Raw genomic sequence first — 19,194 nt, 5'->3', positions numbered from 1 at the left:
GGCCCCGCCGTTGTCGTGACCGCATTTTGCTGCGATGGGGGCAGTCGTCCCGCAGGGGCTCCTGCAATCGATCGCAGTTCCAGCGAGGAGACGCCGCAACGGGAAGTCGTGTTTTTCCGGCGAGCCCGTGCCGCGTGCGGTTTGGGCCGAGCGCTGTCGCACTATGCCGCGGCTCGCCGGGCCAGTTGCTGGTCGGCCAGCGCCATGACGATGTAATCGGCGGCGCGGTGGGACGCCCCCCCCTGGCCTACGCGGCTTGCCAACTCGGTCAGTCCCCGTTCGACGCGGCTCCGCTCGGCATGGTCGGTCAGCCACTGCAGAACATGGTCGGCCAGGTCGCGCGAGCGGTCTTCGCAGGTCAGGTACTCGGGGAGCAGCACGTGGGCGTCGCGGGGATCGCCCGGGTCATAGTGCCCGGCGGGACGTGCGGTGAACGGGTCCTCGGCAGTCAGCAGATTGACCAGGGTGATGTAACGCACCCGGCGAAACCATCGCTGAACCTGATAGCCGAACCACGAAATGCGGTACAGGATCACGCTCGGCTTGGCGTGGTAAAGCAGCTCGAGCGACACCGACCCCGAACAGGCGAGGCAGCAATCGGCCGCGGCGATCAACTCGGGCGTCCGCCCGACGAACACCTCGACGGGCACTTCCAACTCGTCGGCCAGACGCGCCACGGTCGCGGCTTGACGGGCGTTGAAGGCGGCAGCCGCGAAGCGAACACGAGGAGCCCGAGCGGCGATCCGCTGCGCCGCGCGCATCAGATCGCGGGCGTTGCCGGCGATTTCCTGATCGCGCGAGCCCGGGAGAATCGTCACCAGTCGTCCCGCGTCGTCGGCCATCTCGGCGACGAACTTGGCGTCGAGCGTCCGCGCGACGAGCTCGTCAAAGTAGGGGTGGCCGACGTAGGTCGCCCGACAGCCGCGGTCGTTGAACCACTTCTCCTCGAACGGCAGCTTGCAGAGGACGTGATCGACGTACCGCCGCATCTTCTTGACCCGGTGGCTCGCCCAGGCCCAGACCTGCGGAGTGCCGTAGTACACCACGGGGATCCCGCGCGCCTTGGCGCGGCGGGCGATCCACCAATTGAACCCGGGGTAGTCGATCAGCACGACCGCGTCGGGCCGGTGATCGCGAAAGTAACGATCGGCCGACCGCAAAAGTCCGATGAATCGATGCAAGTTCGCCAGCACGCGCGCGACCCACATGACGGCCAGTTGCGTGAGGTCGGCGTGCAATTCGCACCCCGCGGCGGCCATTCGGGGGCCGCCGTATCCGACGAATCGACACTCGGGAAGCCGTCGCCGCAACGCTGCGATCAGGTTCGCTCCGTGCAGGTCGCCGCTCGGTTCGCCGACTGAGAAAAACAGTTCCATCGCCCGGGATCCTTGTTGCACATGCTGGCAAGGGGGCGGAGTATGGCAAAGCGGGACCGGGGGGGGAAGTTCAGTTGGGACGGCGTTCGGCGAGCCGACGGCGATCAGCTATCAGCCGCAGACGCCAGTTGACCGCCGTAGTGCACGTGGCCTCTGCAGCGCAAGAAAAAACGGGGCGCCGCCGAGGTGATGCTCCCCGACTGCGCCCCGCAAGACGGGATCAAATTGTGAGCGAAAGCGACGCTGGCCGATTAGGCTAGCAAGACGCTCTGCTCGTCGGAGTCGTGCTTCTCGCCCTTCTTGCAGTCGACGAGGAGCTCGCCTTCGTTCTTCTTGTCGCAGTCGCCGTCGTAGCGAACCTGCTCGTCGGAGTCGTGCTTTTCGCCCTTCTTGCAGTCGGCGAGGAGCTCGCCTTCGTTCTTTTTGTCGCAGTCGCCGTCGAACCGGGCTTCGTCGTCGTCTTCTTCCTTCTTGTCGCCGCATTTGCCGCAGTCGGCGACCGCCGAATCGGTCGTCAGGGCCACGACGACCGCGGGAAGCACGAGGCCGATGCCGGCGCCGGCGAGCACGAGGCCGAGGAGAGCGGAACGCTTCTTCATAACTTGCTCCGAAAAAAAGGGAGTGAGGGCGGCGTAAACGTTCGCCGCCGACTGATGCAACGCCAAGTTCGTCGACGAGGACCGGAGACTCTTACAACAAATCTGTCGACTATGGGCAAGAGCGTCGACGAGTCGTGATTCGGACCGTCCCCGACAAGAACTCCTGGATTGTCGAGGGGTTCGCCGAGCCGGTCAAGAAAACTTGGGCCGCAGGAAAGCCAAAACCGTGAAGCGTGGTACTGAGCTCACGCTATTGTCGGCACGATCCGCAGCCCCGCCGGCGTGAATCGCGTTCAGGCCCGCTGCAGGTAAGCGAGCCGCCTCACGATGGCGAGCCGGACGCCAGCAGCAGTTCGAGATAGCTGCGCCGTTCCGAGCGGCCGGGATCGAGCCCCAGCGCCGCCGCTGCCGCGGCGAGGTTCGTACGGGCCGCGTCCAGCTCCGGCTCAGCCGAGCGGGCGTCAGGTTCAGCGACGGCGAGTTCGAGTTCGACGAACGTGCCGACCCCGACGACCTCGTCGAGGGCGACCTCGATCGGTCCGCCGACGCCTGGGAACGACCACGTCTCGCGCCGCTTGGCGACGACCGCCGTGGGGGCGAACCCCAGCGCCTGCAGCATGGCGTCGGCCGTGGCGAGGTTTGCCGTCCCGTCCGCGAGTCGCGTCTCGTGCTCGACCCGCGTCTTGGTCGTCGCATCGAGCTTCGGGCCTTTGTACGTCAGCACTCCGGAAGACCCGCTGCGGCGGAGCCGAAAGGCCTCGTCGGTCGCCGCGAAGTCGCGGACCGGATGCCGAAAGTAGGAGTCGGACTGGTCGCACGTCTCGCCCTGCGTCGCGCCGAACTGTTCAAGCCGCACACGGATCGCGGCGAGGTCGTCGACGCGGAACTTTTGTTCGACTTCGTAGGACATGACTGGCAGCGGAGCGTGCGCGGGAGAATTTGCCAAGAACGAAATCCGATCTTCAAGTCTCTGTCGTTCCCTCGCCGGCGTCTACTCGTCGCGCAGGTACTGCGACTCGACGAACTGCATCCCGGGTTCGACGCGCTCGGCGACCGCGGCGGCGTCGACTCCCCACAGGGGGCTGACCTCGACGTCGATCTCCGAGGCGACATCGGCGCCCGCCGCCGTCAGCCAGCGGCGATGTTGGTCGAGCAGGAACCGTTGGACGTACTCGGGCGTGTCCTTGGGCGCCCCCGGGGCGTTCTTCAAGGGGGCGAAGCTCTCGGCTTCGGCGTACTCGACGACGATCGGCCGCCGGGCGTGCGGCAGCAGGTCGAAGATGAATCGCTCGAACTTTAGCGCGTTCGGCTCGGACGGCTCGACGAACTCGCCGCGCTCATTGACGAACGGCACCTTCTTGCGAGCGACGTGAAACGGCAGCGAGTCCTTGAGCGTCAGCGACCGCTCGATAAACGCGACGTCGAACATGTGGATCGCCACGCTGCCGGCCCAGAAGACGAGTTCTCCCGCTGCGTCGCGGCGTTCGGCGACGTCGGCGGGGAAATCGCTGTACTCGATCACGTGGAGTCGGTCGCCGATCTGAGCAAAGTTCCCCAGCTTGTCGTGCGGATCCTGCTTTGCCACGGCGAGCGATGTCAACTCGCTGTTTGCCAGCAGGTGGTAGCCGACGAACTCGGCGTCGCCGATCGGGGCCAGCGGGTTGTCCACCTGAAAATAGAACAGGTGCTCGATCCCGCGGCGCCGCATGTGGTCGATCGCGCCGCTCGACTCGAGCGCCTTGATCGTGCCGCCGTGGCCGTCGGGGCTCAGAAACAACGACCCCTTTTCGGCCAACAGCAACCGGCCCGTCGCCGCGTCGACCGCGGGCATCGTCCCCTGGCAGAACACGACCAGATCGTCCGCGGGCATTCCCAGGTTGTCGTGCTCGGACAGGAACGCGACCGTATCGTCGTGCGTCGCGGGACTGGTCATCAGGTACAACGGCAGCGGCTTGCCGTAGCGCATGGCCAGGGCACGGACCTTCTCAACATGGATTTGCAGCAGCGTCGCGTGCGACAACGGGCCAATGGGGTAGAGGCTCTTGGGCTTCTCGAACCCGAGCCGACTTCCTTGTCCGCCGGCGGTAAGCAGCACGCCGATCGTCCCCGCGCTGAGAGCCTCCTCGCCTCGCGCGACGGCCGCGACCGGGGTCACGCCGAAGCTGGAGGCTTGGCCCGCTTCGCGTTCGGCCAGCCGCATCGCCACGGGAGGCTCGGCTCGGCGGGAGAGGGCGGCCCAGTCGGGAGCCGCGACCTCGCCGCGGAACAGCGATGCGACGAACGGAAAGTCGATCGCCGCGATTTGCCCGGCCAACGTGGCCTGCCCGGCGGGGTCGAGTTCGTCCCAGAAGGCGATCAAGTGCTGCTGACCGCACGCCTGCAAGCGAGCTGCCAGTTCCTGGCGGGCCGTGGGACTCGGGGTCGTACTCATCAAGACAGCCATCCTCGCACCCAGGCGTACGCCAACAGGCACAGCAACGGGAACCCCAGGAAGATGATCCCGTAGGTGTAAATCGTGGTCCAGACTTGTCGCGGCCAACGAGCCATTCTTCCCTCCGCCAAGCCCGTCGCGGGCATCGATCCAGCCGTAGATTATGCGACGCTCGGTACGGCCGGGCTAGGGTCGAGAATATGCCCGCGACCCGTTGTCGAGGGCGAATTCCTGACCGTATACTAAAAGATTACATAATCCTGCGGTGGCGCGTCAGCCATGCCTGTGCGCCCACGGCGAGCATCCCCCTCGCTCGCCCCCCCAGCCATTCCAGACCAAGTCTCATACAACGGCCCTGCGAGCTCGTCGGCGAGCCGCTCGGCACATCCCAGGGAGAAGCGCCCGTGGCCTCGGAAAAGTATCTGTTCACCAGCGAAGCGGTCAGCATGGGGCATCCCGACAAGCTGGCCGACCAAATCTCCGACGGCGTACTCGACGCCATGTTCGCCCAGGACCCGCTCAGTCGCGTGGCGTGCGAGACGATGGTGACGACCGGGCTGGTGGTGATCGCCGGCGAAGTGACGACCAAGGCGACGGTCGACTTGCAGGAGGTCGTCCGCGAGGTCGTTCGCGAGGTGGGCTACACCGAGGCCGACATGGGGATCAGCGCCGACCATTGCTCGGTGCTCGTGGCGCTCCACGAACAGTCGCCCGACATCGCGATGGGGGTGAACGACGATGCGGCCAAGGGGAAGGACATCGGCGCCGGCGACCAAGGGCTGATGTTCGGCTACGCGTGCAACGACACCGACGAGCTGATGCCGCTGCCGATTGCGTTGTCGCACCGCATTCTCAACCGTCTGACCGAGGCTCGTCGGAACGGGGAGGTCACGTGGCTCCGCCCCGACAGCAAGAGCCAAGTGACCGTCGAGTACGACGGCGTGACCCCCGTGCGGGTCGACACGGTGGTCGTCTCGACGCAACATAGCGACGACGTCGCCAACGACGAGATTCGCAAGTTCATCATCGAGAAGGTCGTCAAGCCTTCTTTGGGCGAGTGGGCCTCGGACGACATCACCTATCACATCAACCCCACCGGCCGGTTTGTCGTCGGCGGTCCGCATGGCGACTGCGGGCTCACCGGTCGTAAGATCATCGTCGACACCTACGGCGGCTGGGGCCGCCACGGCGGCGGCGCCTTCAGCGGCAAGGACCCCACCAAGGTCGACCGCAGCGCCGCCTACATGGCCCGCTACGTGGCCAAGAACATCGTCGCCTCGGGACTGGCAGACCGGTGCGAGGTGCAGTTGGCCTACGCAATCGGCGTCTCGGAACCGGTGAGCGTTTACGTCGACACCGAGGGGACCGGCAAGATCGACGACGCGTCGATCTGCGACCTCGTGCGTCAAGTCTTCCCCCTGACTCCGTCGGGGATCATCAAGCACCTCGACCTGCGCCGCCCGATCTTCCGCAAGACGGCCGCCGGGGGGCACTTCGGCCGCAGCGAGCCGGAGTTCACGTGGGAGAAGACCGACAAGGCCGCCGAATTGGCGGAACTCGCCGGCGTGGCCGTCGGGGCGTAGCGCACCCGCGGCGTCGCGATCGGCGGCCAAGCTTCAAGGCGAGCGGCGGGCATTCGTCCCCCGCTCGCCTTTGCGCTTTGATCGTGTGCAAAAGTCACGGCGCCGTGTTCGCATCGGCCTCCGCCGCATGGTATCTTGCCCGCCATGCTCACGCTGCGAGAATTGGCGAAGCTTGATCTTCTTCCCCGGCACGCAGTGCGCGATCGCCGGGCGTTGCTTGCGTTGCTCGCGGGGCTGGCGGCGATCTTCGCGGTCGGCGCGGTGCTCTCGATTCGCCGCCTCTTCGGCCCGGCCGAGGAGCCGCTCCCGCTGGCGCTGCTTCTGACCACGGCGATCACGGCCGTGGTGATCGTCGACGGCGGTCGCCGCGTGTGGCGGCACCTGTGGCCCCGCGCTGCGACGCCGCGGCTCGCTTGGCAAGACCAGGCGCTCGGCTGGACCGGCTCGGCGGCGCTCCTGCTGCTGGCGGTCGGCTGTTGTTACCCGGGCGACCGTACTTCCGAGTGGATCGTCTGGCTGCCGCTGTTGATCGCCGATCAGTTTCGTCGGCAAATCTTCTTTGATCGCGGCGCCAGCGGCGCCGCCGAGCCCGCAGCGCAAGGGGGAGTCGCGTCACATGGCGAGGCCGACCCCTCCGGCTCGACGCCGGACCTTGGAGAAGCGGCGCTTGCCGACGAGCCGCGCGACGACTTGCTTCAGCAACTGTTTCGCGTCCGCGACGAGCAGGGAGTCGAAAGCGTCTACGGGACGGTGAGCGCCGAATTCGTCCCCGGCCAGCGACACGCGGTGCTTCACGTGGGGTTCTGCCCCCCGCTGGAGCGCGTCCCCGAGGTCGAGGCGGAAGCGTCCGAGGGGCCCGACGCCCGCATTAAGGTCTTGCAGGCGTACGCCCACGGCGTGCGGCTTGAAGTCCGGCTGCAGGAACCCGCGCGGCAACCCAGTCGGGTGACGGTCGACTTGGCGGCGACGCCGACCCCCGCGCCCGTTGCGGCGGGCTGAGCCGGAAGCCGGCGCTGCGGCGACTCGCGTTGTCGCCCTGCGCGGCAACCGATATACTTCGCCCAGTTTGGCGGCCTTTCCCTCACAACGACCTCGGGGCGCACGTGGCGACCAGTTTCCGCATCGGCTTGGGCGAGGATTCCCATCGCACGGCCGAGGGAGGCCCGCTGCGGATCGGCGGACTCGACGTGCCGCACGACAAGCACTTGGCGGGCCATAGCGACGCCGACGTGCTGCTTCATGCCGTCACCGACGCGCTGCTGGGAGCCGCCGGGCTGCCCGATCTTGGACACATGTTTCCCAACACGGAGGAAGGAAACCGCAATCGCGACTCCGCCGAAATGCTGCGGCTGGCCTACGACCGCGTGGTCAACGGCGGCTATCGCTTGGTGAACCTCGACTGCGTCGTCTCGGCCGAGCGCCCCAAACTCTCGCCCTTTCGCGAGGCGATCGCCAAACGAATCGCCGCGATCCTGGAGGTCGACGCCTCCCAGGTCAACGTCAAAGCGAAGACCGGCGAAGGCGCTGGCGAGATCGGCCGCGGGGAACTGATCGCGGCGCGGTGCGTGACGTTGATCGAGATGATTTGATCGGCGCGGCCGCGCCGTCACGCAGCCTTTTCCCGGCGAGTTGGGAACTCGCGGCTTGTTTGCGATTGCTGCTTTCCAACTGACCCCTTCCTGCCGATCACCCACACGCCCGCCATGCCCGCGACCGCCGAAAAGATCGATTCCATGCAACTCTCCGATCCGCACTCGTCGCTGACGATCTACAACACGCTTTCGAAGAAGAAAGAGCCGTTCCGCACGGTTCGGCCGGGTCGGGTCGGGATCTACCTGTGCGGGCCCACGGTGTACGACAAAGCCCACATCGGTCACATGGTCGGGCCGGTGATCTTCGACTGCATCAAGCGGTACCTGACCTACTCGGGCTACGAGGTGACCTGGGTCGTCAACATCACCGACGTCGACGACAAGCTGATCAACAAGGCCGCCGAGCGCGGCATCACGATGTTCGACGTCGCCGAGGAGAACATCAAGGACTATCACGACAATCTTGCGGCGCTAGGGGTCGACCAAATCGACCACTTCCCCCGCGCGACCGAGTGCATGGACGAGATCATTGCCCTGACCCAGTCGCTCGTCGACCGGGGGTTCGCCTATGCGGCCGACGGCGACGTGTTTTTCAACGTGATGAAGGACCGCGCGTACGGCAAGCTCTCAAACCGTACGGTCGAGGGAATGCAGGGAGACGGCGGCGGGGCGGCGGGGCGCAAGCAAAACGCGGCCGACTTCGCCCTGTGGAAGGGCGCCAAGCCGGGCGAGCCGTCGTGGGACAGTCCCTGGGGGCCGGGTCGTCCCGGATGGCACATCGAATGCTCGGCGATGAGCAAGAAGCTGCTCGGCGAAACGTTCGACATTCACGGCGGCGGGCTCGACCTGGTGTTTCCGCACCATGAAAACGAAATCGCCCAAAGCGAGTGCTGCCACGAGCGAGCGTTCGCCCTGTACTGGGCCCATAACGGCCTGTTGCGCCGCGACGCAACCGCCGGCAAGATCGGCGGCAAGGCCGAACGCGCCGGCGAGGGCGCTTCAGCGCTCGCAACGAGCCGGGAAGCGTCAGCTCCCGGAGAAGACGCCGTCAGCGGCAAAATGAGCCGCAGCAAAGGCGCCGGCGGCCTCGCCCAACTCATCGCCAAACAAGGGGGCGAGCGAATCCGCTTCTTCCTCCTGCGCACCCACTACCGCAGCACGGTGCTGTTCAGCGAACCGGCGATCGAGGAGGCCGGCGTCGGGCTCGAGTCGTTCTATCGGTTGTTCAAGCGTTACAACCGCGTCACGGGGCGCGACTTCTACGAGCTGACCGCGCCCAACGGTCGAGACGCCGCTAAGCCGCAACCGTCCGGCGATCCGGCGCTCGACGCCGCGGCCGCCTGCCGGGAGAAGTTCATCGCGGCGATGGACGACGACTTCAACACGGGCGGCGCGATCGCCGAGCTTTTTGAACTGGCAAAGATCGTCAACAAATATTGCGATGATCACAAACTGGAAACCGACGCCGCGAGCAATCCGCAGGGCGTCGCCACGTTTGAATCGCTGCTGGTCACGCTGAAGGAACTCGCGAACACGCTCGGCCTCTTCCTCGAGCCCCCGGCGTCAGCCGGGGGAGGCGCCGACGCCGACCTGCTCGCCGCCGCGATGGGGGTGGTGATCGGCCTCCGGGCCGAAGCCCGGGCCGCGAAGAATTTCGCGACCGCCGACGCGATCCGCGACGGGCTGAAGCCGCTGGCAATCGTCATCGAGGACCGCCCGACAGGCGCCGAATGGACCGGCGGCGGAGAGGGAGCCTTGGACGGCGTCATGCAACTGCTCATTCAGCTCCGCGCGACGGCCCGCGCAAGCAAGGATTTCGCCACCAGCGACGCGGTCCGCGATCGCCTCAAAGCGATCGGGGTCGCCCTCGAAGATCGCGCCGGGGGAACTGAGTGGGTGCGAGGGTAGCAAGGGGAGATCGAGGCTTCGGGCGAGCCAACTTCCAAGGGAGATGGTACAATGGGAAGAAATCAGCAGTCAGTTCTCTGACAAACCACCCGCGGGTGCGAGCGATGACGACCAAACTTCGAGAAGCATTTGAGAAGGCGCAGCAATTGTCGCCCGACGAACAGGATCGATTCGGCGCATGGATGCTGGAAGAATTGAGTTCGGAAGAACGCTGGCAAGAGTTGTTCGCACGTTCACCTGAACTGTTGGAGCGGATGGCCGACCAAGCGCTCGCCGAGCACCGCGCCGGCAAGACCCTGCCGCTCGATCCCGACTCGCTATGACCTCGCACACGACGGAAGGATTCCGCCAGGCGCTCGCAAAGCTCCCCCAATCGATTCAGTACCGAGCCCATGCTGCCTACCGCCGCTTTCGCAATAACCCACAACACAACAGCCTGCAATTCAAGCGAGTCCATCCGACGCGCCCCGTTTACTCGGCCCGCGTCAACGATGACTATCGGGCCGTTGCACTCGTCGACGGCGACGAAGTCGTCTGGTTTTGGATCGGCAAGCATGCGGAATATGAACGGTTGCTGAGGTCGTTGTAGTCTGTTTGCCAGGAGGGCGTCCATGAAGCCGCGTTTCTCGCTCAGATCGCTAACGCCGGAGAGCGAACGCTCGACAATTGGAACGCCGAGCGGCGTAAGTTTGCGGCGCATTCGTTCCTGTCAAGCAAACTGTTTGGGATTGGCTCTGCGGCCGGCAGCGCGGCACTATCACCGTACGCATGACTTCTGGATAGACAGGGTTCGTGGAAGCGGTCGCACCGGCCATCGCGACGTCCGGCACGATGGAAGTAGGCGATTTCGCGATCCAAAGGGATTGGGGTTCGCGAACCATCGAAGTGTCCCAGCAACAGGTATTGCGAAAGTGAGTTGCGGCAGAGTTTCGTAAGGCACAACAGGTTGACCGTCAATAGCCAGCGGCGCCAGCCCCTGGTGAGCGCCATACGAAGGATTCGTCGCCCCAGCTGGCGAAGTCAATCTGCTGACCTCGCCCCCGTGGGGCGAAACGAGAACACGTTCTCGCCGATTTCCAGGGGCTTCGCCCCTGGCTACACGACATGGCCCCTCCGGGGCCGCGAGAGAGGGCGCCGGAGCACGTCGCATGAAACTCCGATTCTCACTCAAGACGCTTCTTGTCCTGCTCACTTTCGCTGCGCTGATTTGCTATTGGCAAACGCGGCCCAGCAGTGTTGCGGCCAAGTTCCGGGAGACGCTCGAAGGCGGCGACTATCGCTTCGGGCGCGCGATGCTCGACGACTCCTTTGCAACGATCCACGCTGAAATCGACGATGCCGGCTCCTGGGACGTCGCGTCCGCGAAATTCCAGAAGCAATCCATCGCCGATTGGCTTGCCGGGCGTTGTCGCGGCGAACTGAAGGTTTGCGTCGGACATGTCCGGATCGAGGAGAACGGCGGAATGGTCAATTGGTCCGACAACTACAGCTATCCGATCGAGGCGACGGGCCATCGCGTCGCGGTTGTCGGCAAAGGGGTCATGCTGAGTTTGCCTTAGCGAACTCGGACGAAACTTATGCGAATCCTCGGCGTCGATCCTGGCCTCAACACGACTGGTTACGGGGTCGTCGACCGGACGGGTCGAACGCTGAAACTCGTCGAGGCGGGAATCGTGCGCGGACGGTCGAAGGGGAATCTTCCCGCGCGGGTGCTGGAGATCTACGACGGAATTCGGGAGGTGATCGAGTCGCTCGCGCCGGATGCGGTCGCGCTCGAGAAACTCTACGCCCACTACGACCGACCGACGACGGCGCTGCTTATGGGGCACGCCCGAGGGGTGATCGTGCTCGCGGCGACGCAGGCCGGGGCGCCGGTGTTCGACTACGGGGCGACGCAGGTCAAAAAGACCCTCACCGGCAACGGCCGGGCGCCGAAGTCGCAGATGCAGCAGGCCGTGCAGCGGGAACTGCGGCTGTCGGCCCTTCCCGAGCCGGCCGACGTCGCCGACGCGCTGGCGATCGCGATGTGCCACGCATGGACGGGCAAGCCGTGAGGCCTGACGGCTGAGTCGCGTGCCAGCAAGCTTGCCGACGGCGGGCATTCGCCTTGACGCCCCGTGCTCCCCTTGGTCCGATTCTCGCTCACGTCTCAAGACTCACGCCTCAAGATCTTCCCCTTATGATCACCAAAATCACCGGCAAGCCCGTGACCGTCGTTGGCGAGGAGCTCACCCTCGCCGTGGGGGCGTTCGAGTACGAGGTGCTCATCCCCGAGTTTGCCCGGCGCTACTTGCAGGGGCAGATCGGCCGCGAGGTGAGTCTCCACACAATCGAGTACATCGAGGGGAGCGCGCAGGGGGGCCGCCTGACGCCGCGATTGGTCGGGTTTCTCAACTCGGCCGAGCGGGAGTTCTTCGAACTCATCTGTCAGGTCGATGGCGTCGGAGTGAAGAAGGCCCTGCGTGCGATGGTTCGGCCGGTGCAGGAGGTGGCGGCGCTGATCGAGGACCAGGACTCAAAGGGTTTGGCGGCGCTCCCGGGCATCGGCCCCGCAACGGCGGATCGCGTCATCGCCAAATTGCGCCGCAAGATGCCGAAGTTCGCCCTGCTCGTCGGCCGCGAACTCCCCGAGGTCGATGGCGTCGCTCGCGACGTCGCCGCCGAGACCTTCGAAGCGCTCCGCACCCTGGGTCACAGCGAGGCCGACGCCCGGCGGCTTGTCGAAGCGGCCCTCGAGCGGAAGAAGAAATATAAGGACGTCGACGAATTGCTGCGCGCCGTGTACGAGCAGCGGACGATTCGCTAGACCGCGAACGGCCGGGGAAATCGGTCGGCAGCGTCCGAAAGTGCGTCGTTTCGCAGGCTCATCTTCCCCGGTCGGCCTGCGTAGAATGATGCGACGCCGAGGCGTCCTTCGTTCATCCTGAATGCTCGCCGGCCCGATGATTCACCTCTTGGAACGCATGCTCGTCTTCCCCGCCCCGAGCCGTCGCTCGGGGGACTGGGAGCCTGCGGACTTGCCCTACGAAGACCTCGTCTTCACGGGCGAGGACGGCACGCGGCTTCACGGGTGGTACATGCTGCATCCGGCGCCGCGGGCCTTCCTGTTGTACAGCCACGGCAACGGCGAGCACGTCGCCCGACTCGCCCCGCGGCTGCTGGAATTGCGCGAGCGGGTCGGGGTCGCAGCCTTTGCCTGGGACTACCGCGGTTACGGCAAAAGCCAAGGACGACCGACTGCCGAATTGACGATCGCCGACGCCCGGCGGGCGCAACTTGTCCTGGCTGCGCGTGCGGGGATCGACCCTGCCGAGGTCGTCGCGGTTGGTCATTCGCTGGGGGGCGGGGTCTCGGTCGGGCTCGCGGCTCGGCACGAAGTGCGGGGGCTGGTGCTCGAGCGGACCTTCGCCCGACTGCAGGACGCCGCGGCGTATCACTTCCCGTGGCTCCCGGTGCGGTGGCTGATGCGCAACGAGTTTCCGTCGATTGAGGACATTCGCCGTTACTGCGGTCCGCTCCTCGCGAGCCATGGCACGCAGGACGAAGTCGTCCCCTACGCGATGGGCCGCGAGTTGTTTGACGCCTGTCCCAGTCCCTGGAAGGAGTTTTTCACGATTCCGGAGGGTCGTCACAACGACCCGCAGCCGCCGGAGTATGACGCGACACTGGCCGACTGGCTCGACCGTTTGCCCCCCCGCGGGACGCGAGCGGAAAGGAACGGGCAAAGCCTTCAAGCGAGCGAGGGATGATCGGCATGGAGAGCGAAGCCGCGCGTTCGTCGACGGAGAGCCCGAACGACCCTCCTCGGCGAACGCTGCCCGGGAAGGCGAAACGAGCAGCCCGGTCGTTGCTTGTCATGTACGTCGGCGTGTGCCTTGCCATGATGCTGCTGGAAAGGCGATTGGTCTATCAGCCGCCCCCCCGTCGATTCGCACCCCTGACAAGCAGTTCGTGCGAGGATGTTTGGTTTTCAGCGGCCGACGGAACCAAGCTCCACGGGGTGTTCTTTCCGGCGCCGGAATCGCAGACGGTCGTGCTGTATTGTCACGGCAACGGCGAGGACGTGGCGCAAGGACTTTCGCTTGGGAATCGTTTGCGGTCCCAACTCGGCGCCAACGTCTTTCTCTTCGACTATCGCGGTTACGGTCGGAGCGAAGGAACCCCCGACGAGGACGGAGTGCTGCAGGACGGTCTCGCCGCGCAGCGTTGGCTCGCCGAGCGAAGCCAATGTCGCCCCGACCAGATTGTCCTCATCGGCCGCTCGCTGGGAGGGGGCGTCGCGACCAATCTCGCCGCGCGACAAGGAGCGCGGGGACTCGTTCTGCAGAATACGTTCGCCGACATGAGCGCGACGGCCGCGACGCACTATCCCTGGCTGCCTGTGCGCTGGCTCATGCGGAATCGCTATCCCTCGGAGCAGCGGATCAGCACGTACCAAGGCCCGCTTTTGCAGAGTCACGGCACGGCCGATCGGCTGGTCCCGTACTCGCACGGGCGGCGATTGTTCGACGCTTGCCCCAGCGAGGACAAGCAGTTTTTCACGATCGAAGGGGGAGGCCACAACGATCCCGAGCCCCCCGAGTACGAGGCGGCCCTGCAAGACTGGTTCGACGGCTTGCCGACGTCAACGGATGTCGCAGAGCCGTAGGACGCGATCGCTCGCTCGGATGCCGAGACTCGCCGAGGGCGGCGCGGTATACTGCCCGGCCCGCGACGACGACTTTCAGCAACGGCATTCTCACGGACGGCACGGCATCCGCATGGCTCGCGAAGCTCTTTACAATGGCGACGACATGGAACCGGCCGGCGAGCCGCCGGCCCGCTACGCCTCGCTCACCCGCGAGGAGGATGCCGCGCTGCGGCCGCAGCGGATGGAGGACATGATCGGCCAGCGGGCGGTGTACGAGCGGCTGAAGATCGCGGTCGACGCGGCCCGCATTCGCCAGGAACCGCTGGGGCATGTGTTGCTTGACGGCCCGCCGGGGCTGGGGAAGACGACCTTCGCCACCTGCATCCCGCGCGCCCTCGACGTGCCGCTGCAGATCGCCAGCGGCGCGGCCCTGTCGGCGCCGAAGGACCTGCTCCCTTACCTCACCAACGCTGAGGAGGGGTCGGTGCTGTTCATCGATGAAATCCACCGGCTTCCCAAAGCGGTCGAAGAGTTCATGTACCCGGCGATGGAGGACTTTCGGGTCGACATCACGCTGGGCGAGGGGGTGAGCGCCCGAACCGTCAATTTGGCGCTCCGGCCGTTCACCGTGATCGGCGCCACGACTCGCACCGGGTTGTTGTCGGCGCCGCTCCGCGATCGGTTCCAGGTGCGCGAACATCTCGAGTTCTACTCTCACGACGAACTGCGGCAGATCGTCGAACGGAACGCGAACAAGCTCAAAGTCGAGATCGAGCGCGACGCGTCGCTGAAGATCGCAGCGTGCAGTCGCGGGACGCCGCGGATCGCCAACAACCGCCTCCGCTGGGTCCGCGACTATGCGACGACCAAGGCGGACGGGCGGATCACGCTGGCCGTGGCCGAGGCGGCGCTGGCCATGCTGGGGGTCGACCTGCAGGGGCTCGACGGCCAAGACCGCAAGTACCTGGAGACCGTTCTGCGAGTCTTCCACGGCGGCCCGGTCGGGGTCGAGGCGATCGCCCACACGCTCAACACGGCGGTCGATACGCTGACCGACGAGGTCGAGCCGTTTCTCTTGCGGGCTGAGTTGGTGATCCGCAGCCCGCGAGGGCGGAAGCTCACGGCGAAGGGTTACGAACATCTCGGCGCGACGCCGCCGGACGAGTCCGGGCAGCGCTCGTTGTTCGAGTAGCGGTTACGGTCGGCGGGTCTATTCTCTGAGAGAATAGGCTGCGGGCGTCACGGCGCCACAGCCACGCGAACAGCGCCGCCAGGGCCAAGCAGGCCCACTGGTAACCGGTCAGGCCGCCCCACTGACGTGCCTCGGGGCGAATGAATTCGCTTCCAAACCGATACGCGAAGTACGCCAAGAAGTAGAGCTTCACCAACTGCCCGCGGAAACGGCCCTCCTGCTGAAGCTGCCATAGCACGACCGCCGCGGCAAGGTGGAACGCCGCCTCGTAGAGTTGGGTCGGGTGCCGCGGCAACTCGTCGCCGGCGGTCGGGAACCGCACGCCCCAGGGCAGCCCGGTCGGCGTGCCGTAGCAGCAGCCGCCGATGAAGCACCCGAGACGTCCGACGCCGATGGCCGCAGCCACGGGGACGGCGAACGAATCGCCGGTCTTCACGCGCACCTCGAGGGCCCACTTGGCGATCTCGACGCCGAGGTATCCCCCCGCGAGCCCGCAGAGAATCGTCTTGCCGTCGGCGAACCACGCGGCGCCAGAGAGGAAGGCGTTCCAGTCAGACAGCACGAACGGCAACTTCGCCCCGAGCATCGCCCCGCAAAAGGCGCCGACCGCGACCCCCAGACGCTGGCTCGCCGACACATCCAATCGCGCCTGCGACCGCCGAGACAGGACGAATCCCGTCCCGACCGCGGCAAGCATCACCAGGGTATATGCGAGATTCACGGCAATCGCAGAATCGACAATCGTCCCGATGGCTTGGTTGATCTCGAACAACTTGCCCACTCGCTCGCAATTGTTCATGCCTGCATGACTGGGGCCGCCCCCGCCAGCGCTGCGACCTCCGCAGCCTCTGCGGTGCGCAATTCCGGCAACGGTGCGCGGCCCGTGCGGTATAGGAGGTTGTAGGCCGAGAAGGGGACGACGTGGCCCGTAGGCAACACGAAGTGGACGCATTCCTTCATCGCCTGGCGGACGTCGAAGTTATAGGCGTCCATGAAGCTGGTCGTCGTGATGCGGAACACGTCTTCGGGGGCGAGTTCCTCGGCGACGGCGCGGGCGAAGAACTCCGCCGCGAGATCGTCTTCGTCGAAGCGTTGTCCCGCAACTTGAGCCGAAGGCGCTGGCCTCGGGCGACCCTCGAGGGAATCCAAGACCTGCAGCGCGCCCGGGGCTAGCGCCCGCGGCTCATTCGCAGGGACGGGGCTAGGCGGCCCGGCGCTCGAACTGAGCGCCGCAAAATCCGCCGGGGGAGCGCAGCCGCAGTCGCCGCCGCCGCAGGCGAGCCGCGACAGGTACTCGCCAATGAGGGCTTTGGCCCGCGGGCGGTCGAACGTGATTCGTCCCGACAGCAAATCGAGGTGCTCGTCGAGGTTCACGAACCGCGCCAGCGGCAAGAGTCGCCCCTTGCGCCGATAGGCGTACGCCAGCGTGTGGGCGTTGGGGTGAGCGCACGGCAGCGGCGTAAAGTCGCTCTCTCGCCAAGCGTTCTCGCCGTCGCCGGCGGTTTGCTCGCACACTTGGCGAATCGCTTCGGGAAAGGTCGACCGCCGGGTCATCTCCGCGGGCAGCACGCGCCGCCCCACGTAGCACGCCGGCTGAAGGCTCACACCCGTAATCCAGGGTCGCTCGACGGCATACCGGACGATCGCCCCCAATTCGCCGTCGTTGACGCCGCTCTGGACCGTGCAGACGAGGATCGTCCGCAACCCCGCCTCGCCGAGCCGCTCGACGGCCCGCAACTTCGTCTCGACCAACGACTCCCCCCGCAGTGTGCGGCAGCCGTCGTCGGCGAACCCGTCGAACTGCAGGTAGATCTCGGTCCGCGTCCGGCGTTCGGCCAGGGCGTCGACCAGCGCTCGGTCGTTCGCCAGCCGCACGCCGTTGGTGTTGATCATAACGATGTCGATCGGCCGTTCGACGGCGTACCGCCACACGTCGAGAAACCGAGGGTGGATCGTCGGCTCGCCTCCCGAGAGCTGCAGGATTTCGGGTCGGCCCTCGACCTCGACGAGTCGGTCGATCGCCCGCCGGCAATCGTCGAACGACAAATGCGACCCGCCGGGGCCGCTTGATGCGAAGCACATCGGGCACTCGAGATTGCAGGCCGAGTTGATCTCGACGATGCCGATGCAGGTATGCTGTTCGTGCTCGGTGCACAGCCCGCAGTCGTAGGGACAGCCGCGCAGCGGGCCGCGGGAGTCGTCGACCCCGAACGCCACGGGAACTTTGCCCGGCAGGCTGTACTCGAGCTTGTCCCACCACCGGGCGTCGCTGCAGACGAAGTCCTCGCGGGGCCCGTGCTCGCGGCACCGTTTTTGAAAGTAGATCCGCCCGCCGCGTTCGACGATCTTCGCGGGGACAAGCGCGAAGCACTCGGGGCACAACGACTGCGTGACGCCCAAGAACGCATGGTCACGGTAAACTGCGGTCATCGAATCTCCTGCGGCGCAGCATGGCCCGGGGTCAGAGCGGCAGCTCGCCCGCTTTGCGTTTCTGCTTCATCCAGCGGTACATCTTCACGGTCAGGAAGCAACAAGCGACGCCGAGCGCAGCCACGGCCACGCCGACCATCGAGAAGCCGCGATCGCGCGGAGGACCTCCCGCCGAGACGACGATGAGACACACGCCGCAGAAGCTGCAAAACAGCGCACAGCAAACGACGATCAGGAACGTGACGGCGGTGACGAACGAGGCGCCGATCAGCGACGCCTTTTCGAGGGTCGAGACCCGCTCGCCGGCGCGCTCCCGCCGCCGCACGAGACCGATCGTCCGGAAGCAAATCGGCGCGAGCACGATGGCGATGAACACGGCCAGCCCCGGCGCCTCCGCCGCGACTCCCAGCACCAACGCACCGATCGTCATGATCAACAGCAGCGTCGCGGTGGAGAACGAGAGATTCGTCCCTGCTGCATCATTGGCGATGGCGGCGACGCCGTCCGGAATCGTGGCGGCGGCATCCCCTGCAGTGGCGCCTCGCAATTCCGACTCGCACACCCAGCACTTGCTGCGCGAGCGATCGCACTCCGCCCCGCACTGGGGGCAGCGGATGAATTGGCTCGACAGGTCGTCGCTCACGAGGCGCCCTCCGCGTTGCCGAGCCGCACGTCGACGCGCCTCACGAGCGACCGCACGCGGCGCACCACCTGGCCGGTCACGGCCCCGGCGACCGCCAAGGCCGCGAGCATGATCAGTTGCTCGTACCGCGGCACATGCATGTCGAGATCGGCCGGCCGGCCGAACGCCAGGGGCCACTTGGCGACCCCCAGCAGGCAGACGTACCCCGCGATCGCTCCGCCGGCCGCGGTCCAGACCAGCGGAAGGCTGAATCGCAGGGCCGCCAGCGCGATCACCAGAAAGTAGCCGACGACCAGCGGGCTTTGCGGTCCGCGAGAGATCGCCAGCAGGCTGGTGAGCATCAGCAGGTCGACGATGGTCGTCGCCTGCGAAATCCAGCGGGGAAAGACGCGCTGCGTGAGCAGCAAGTGGACCGCCGCTGCCGCCGCCGCCCAGGAGCCGGCCAGCAGCGTCACCAGCAAGTGGAACCGGCGATCAATCTCGCCCGATTCCGCCAGTTGCAGGAGGTCCCAGCGCGGCAGCTTCCCCTCGCTGGCCAGATAGCTCCCGAGGTGGATCAGATAGAATACTCCGATCGCGACCAGTCGCAGCACGTTGGCCCGGGCCTCGCCTTCAAACTGCAGGCGGCGCTGGGCGATGAACCAGAGGCGGTCAGTCATGGGAAGGGGAGAGGTGGGAGAGGGGGAGGTCGGAGTTCAGAACGCGGGAGGGGAGTCTCCCAATGCCGTGGGCAAATTGCCCGGCAGGACGCGATTCGGCGCCGGGGAGTATAACGTAAGCCCCGTCGCGGCGGACCCGCGCCGATGCGGC

General features: G+C 66.2%; 20 protein-coding genes. 11 read left to right on the top strand and 9 right to left on the bottom strand.

From position 1 onward, the window contains the following. Positions 1-161: 161 nt before the first annotated feature. The 4 genes from lpxB to KF688_13730 form a co-directional block, all read right to left on the bottom strand. Positions 162-1,376, bottom strand: a complete 1,215-nt coding sequence (lpxB, locus tag KF688_13745) for a lipid-A-disaccharide synthase (protein MBX3426738.1) — start codon at positions 1,374-1,376, stop codon at positions 162-164. 251 nt (positions 1,377-1,627) lie between these two features. Beyond that, positions 1,628-1,975 (bottom strand): hypothetical protein, encoded by a 348-nt coding sequence (locus tag KF688_13740; GenBank protein ID MBX3426737.1) that lies wholly within the window; start codon positions 1,973-1,975, stop codon positions 1,628-1,630. Positions 1,976-2,297: 322 nt separating this feature from the next. Then, positions 2,298-2,885: a class IV adenylate cyclase gene (gene cyaB, locus KF688_13735; protein ID MBX3426736.1), complete on the bottom strand. Its 588-nt coding sequence runs from the start codon at positions 2,883-2,885 to the stop codon at positions 2,298-2,300. Positions 2,886-2,966: 81 nt separating this feature from the next. Then, positions 2,967-4,406, bottom strand: a complete 1,440-nt coding sequence (locus KF688_13730; protein MBX3426735.1) for a UTP--glucose-1-phosphate uridylyltransferase — start codon at positions 4,404-4,406, stop codon at positions 2,967-2,969. Between the two features lie 200 nt (positions 4,407-4,606). Between KF688_13730 and metK the strand changes: the two genes are divergently transcribed. The 6 genes from metK to KF688_13700 all read left to right on the top strand — a co-directional run bounded on the left by metK (position 4,607) and on the right by KF688_13700 (position 10,078). Next, positions 4,607-5,989: a methionine adenosyltransferase gene (gene metK / locus KF688_13725; GenBank protein ID MBX3426734.1), complete on the top strand. Its 1,383-nt coding sequence runs from the start codon at positions 4,607-4,609 to the stop codon at positions 5,987-5,989. A gap of 144 nt (positions 5,990-6,133) precedes the next feature. Further along, positions 6,134-6,988, top strand: coding sequence for a hypothetical protein (locus KF688_13720; protein MBX3426733.1), 855 nt, complete (start codon positions 6,134-6,136; stop codon positions 6,986-6,988). Between the two features lie 104 nt (positions 6,989-7,092). Continuing rightward, entirely contained in the window at positions 7,093-7,578 is a 486-nt protein-coding gene (gene ispF, locus KF688_13715; protein ID MBX3426732.1) for a 2-C-methyl-D-erythritol 2,4-cyclodiphosphate synthase, read from the top strand. 114 nt (positions 7,579-7,692) lie between these two features. Then, positions 7,693-9,489 carry a cysteine--tRNA ligase gene (gene cysS, locus KF688_13710; GenBank protein ID MBX3426731.1) on the top strand — a complete coding sequence of 599 codons (1,797 nt, stop codon included), beginning with the start codon at positions 7,693-7,695 and terminating at the stop codon, positions 9,487-9,489. A 104-nt stretch (positions 9,490-9,593) separates the two neighbouring features. Further along, entirely contained in the window at positions 9,594-9,812 is a 219-nt protein-coding gene (locus tag KF688_13705) for a hypothetical protein (protein ID MBX3426730.1), read from the top strand. Further along, positions 9,809-10,078, top strand: a complete 270-nt coding sequence (locus tag KF688_13700) for a hypothetical protein (protein MBX3426729.1) — start codon at positions 9,809-9,811, stop codon at positions 10,076-10,078. The genes KF688_13705 and KF688_13700 overlap by 4 nt, the downstream gene beginning before the upstream one ends. A 574-nt stretch (positions 10,079-10,652) precedes the next feature. Here the strand turns inward: KF688_13700 and KF688_13695 are convergent. Continuing rightward, positions 10,653-10,928, bottom strand: coding sequence for a hypothetical protein (locus tag KF688_13695; GenBank protein MBX3426728.1), 276 nt, complete (start codon positions 10,926-10,928; stop codon positions 10,653-10,655). 138 nt (positions 10,929-11,066) lie between these two features. On the opposite strand from KF688_13695, the gene ruvC reads away from it, so the two are divergent. The 5 genes from ruvC to ruvB all read left to right on the top strand — a co-directional run bounded on the left by ruvC (position 11,067) and on the right by ruvB (position 15,311). Beyond that, a complete protein-coding gene (gene ruvC / locus KF688_13690) occupies positions 11,067-11,543 on the top strand; it encodes a crossover junction endodeoxyribonuclease RuvC (protein MBX3426727.1) in 477 nt (158 codons plus the stop codon). A 125-nt stretch (positions 11,544-11,668) separates the two neighbouring features. Next, on the top strand, positions 11,669-12,295 hold the full coding sequence (locus KF688_13685; GenBank protein ID MBX3426726.1) for a Holliday junction DNA helicase RuvA: 627 nt from the start codon (positions 11,669-11,671) through the stop codon (positions 12,293-12,295). Between the two features lie 157 nt (positions 12,296-12,452). Next, complete coding sequence (locus KF688_13680) at positions 12,453-13,238, top strand: alpha/beta fold hydrolase (protein MBX3426725.1); 786 nt, start codon at positions 12,453-12,455, stop codon at positions 13,236-13,238. A gap of 98 nt (positions 13,239-13,336) precedes the next feature. Next, positions 13,337-14,137: an alpha/beta hydrolase gene (locus tag KF688_13675; GenBank protein ID MBX3426724.1), complete on the top strand. Its 801-nt coding sequence runs from the start codon at positions 13,337-13,339 to the stop codon at positions 14,135-14,137. 112 nt (positions 14,138-14,249) lie between these two features. After that, a complete protein-coding gene (ruvB, locus tag KF688_13670) occupies positions 14,250-15,311 on the top strand; it encodes a Holliday junction branch migration DNA helicase RuvB (protein MBX3426723.1) in 1,062 nt (353 codons plus the stop codon). Here the strand turns inward: ruvB and KF688_13665 are convergent. From KF688_13665 to KF688_13650, 4 genes are all read right to left on the bottom strand, one after another. Continuing rightward, entirely contained in the window at positions 15,238-16,008 is a 771-nt protein-coding gene (locus KF688_13665; protein MBX3426722.1) for a prolipoprotein diacylglyceryl transferase, read from the bottom strand. The genes ruvB and KF688_13665 overlap by 74 nt on opposite strands. Positions 16,009-16,106: 98 nt before the next feature. Beyond that, a complete protein-coding gene (locus tag KF688_13660; GenBank protein ID MBX3426721.1) occupies positions 16,107-17,741 on the bottom strand; it encodes a radical SAM protein in 1,635 nt (544 codons plus the stop codon). Positions 17,742-17,772: 31 nt separating this feature from the next. Next, positions 17,773-18,384, bottom strand: a complete 612-nt coding sequence (locus tag KF688_13655) for a hypothetical protein (protein ID MBX3426720.1) — start codon at positions 18,382-18,384, stop codon at positions 17,773-17,775. Beyond that, positions 18,381-19,043 carry a hypothetical protein gene (locus KF688_13650; GenBank protein ID MBX3426719.1) on the bottom strand — a complete coding sequence of 221 codons (663 nt, stop codon included), beginning with the start codon at positions 19,041-19,043 and terminating at the stop codon, positions 18,381-18,383. The genes KF688_13655 and KF688_13650 overlap by 4 nt, the downstream gene beginning before the upstream one ends. Positions 19,044-19,194: the final 151 nt, after the last annotated feature.

The organism is Pirellulales bacterium, from assembly GCA_019636345.1.
In the GTDB taxonomy this organism is placed as follows: domain Bacteria; phylum Planctomycetota; class Planctomycetia; order Pirellulales; family Lacipirellulaceae.
The sequence above is the reverse complement of the archived record's forward strand: the minus strand, read 5'-3'. Positions and strand labels throughout refer to the sequence as shown.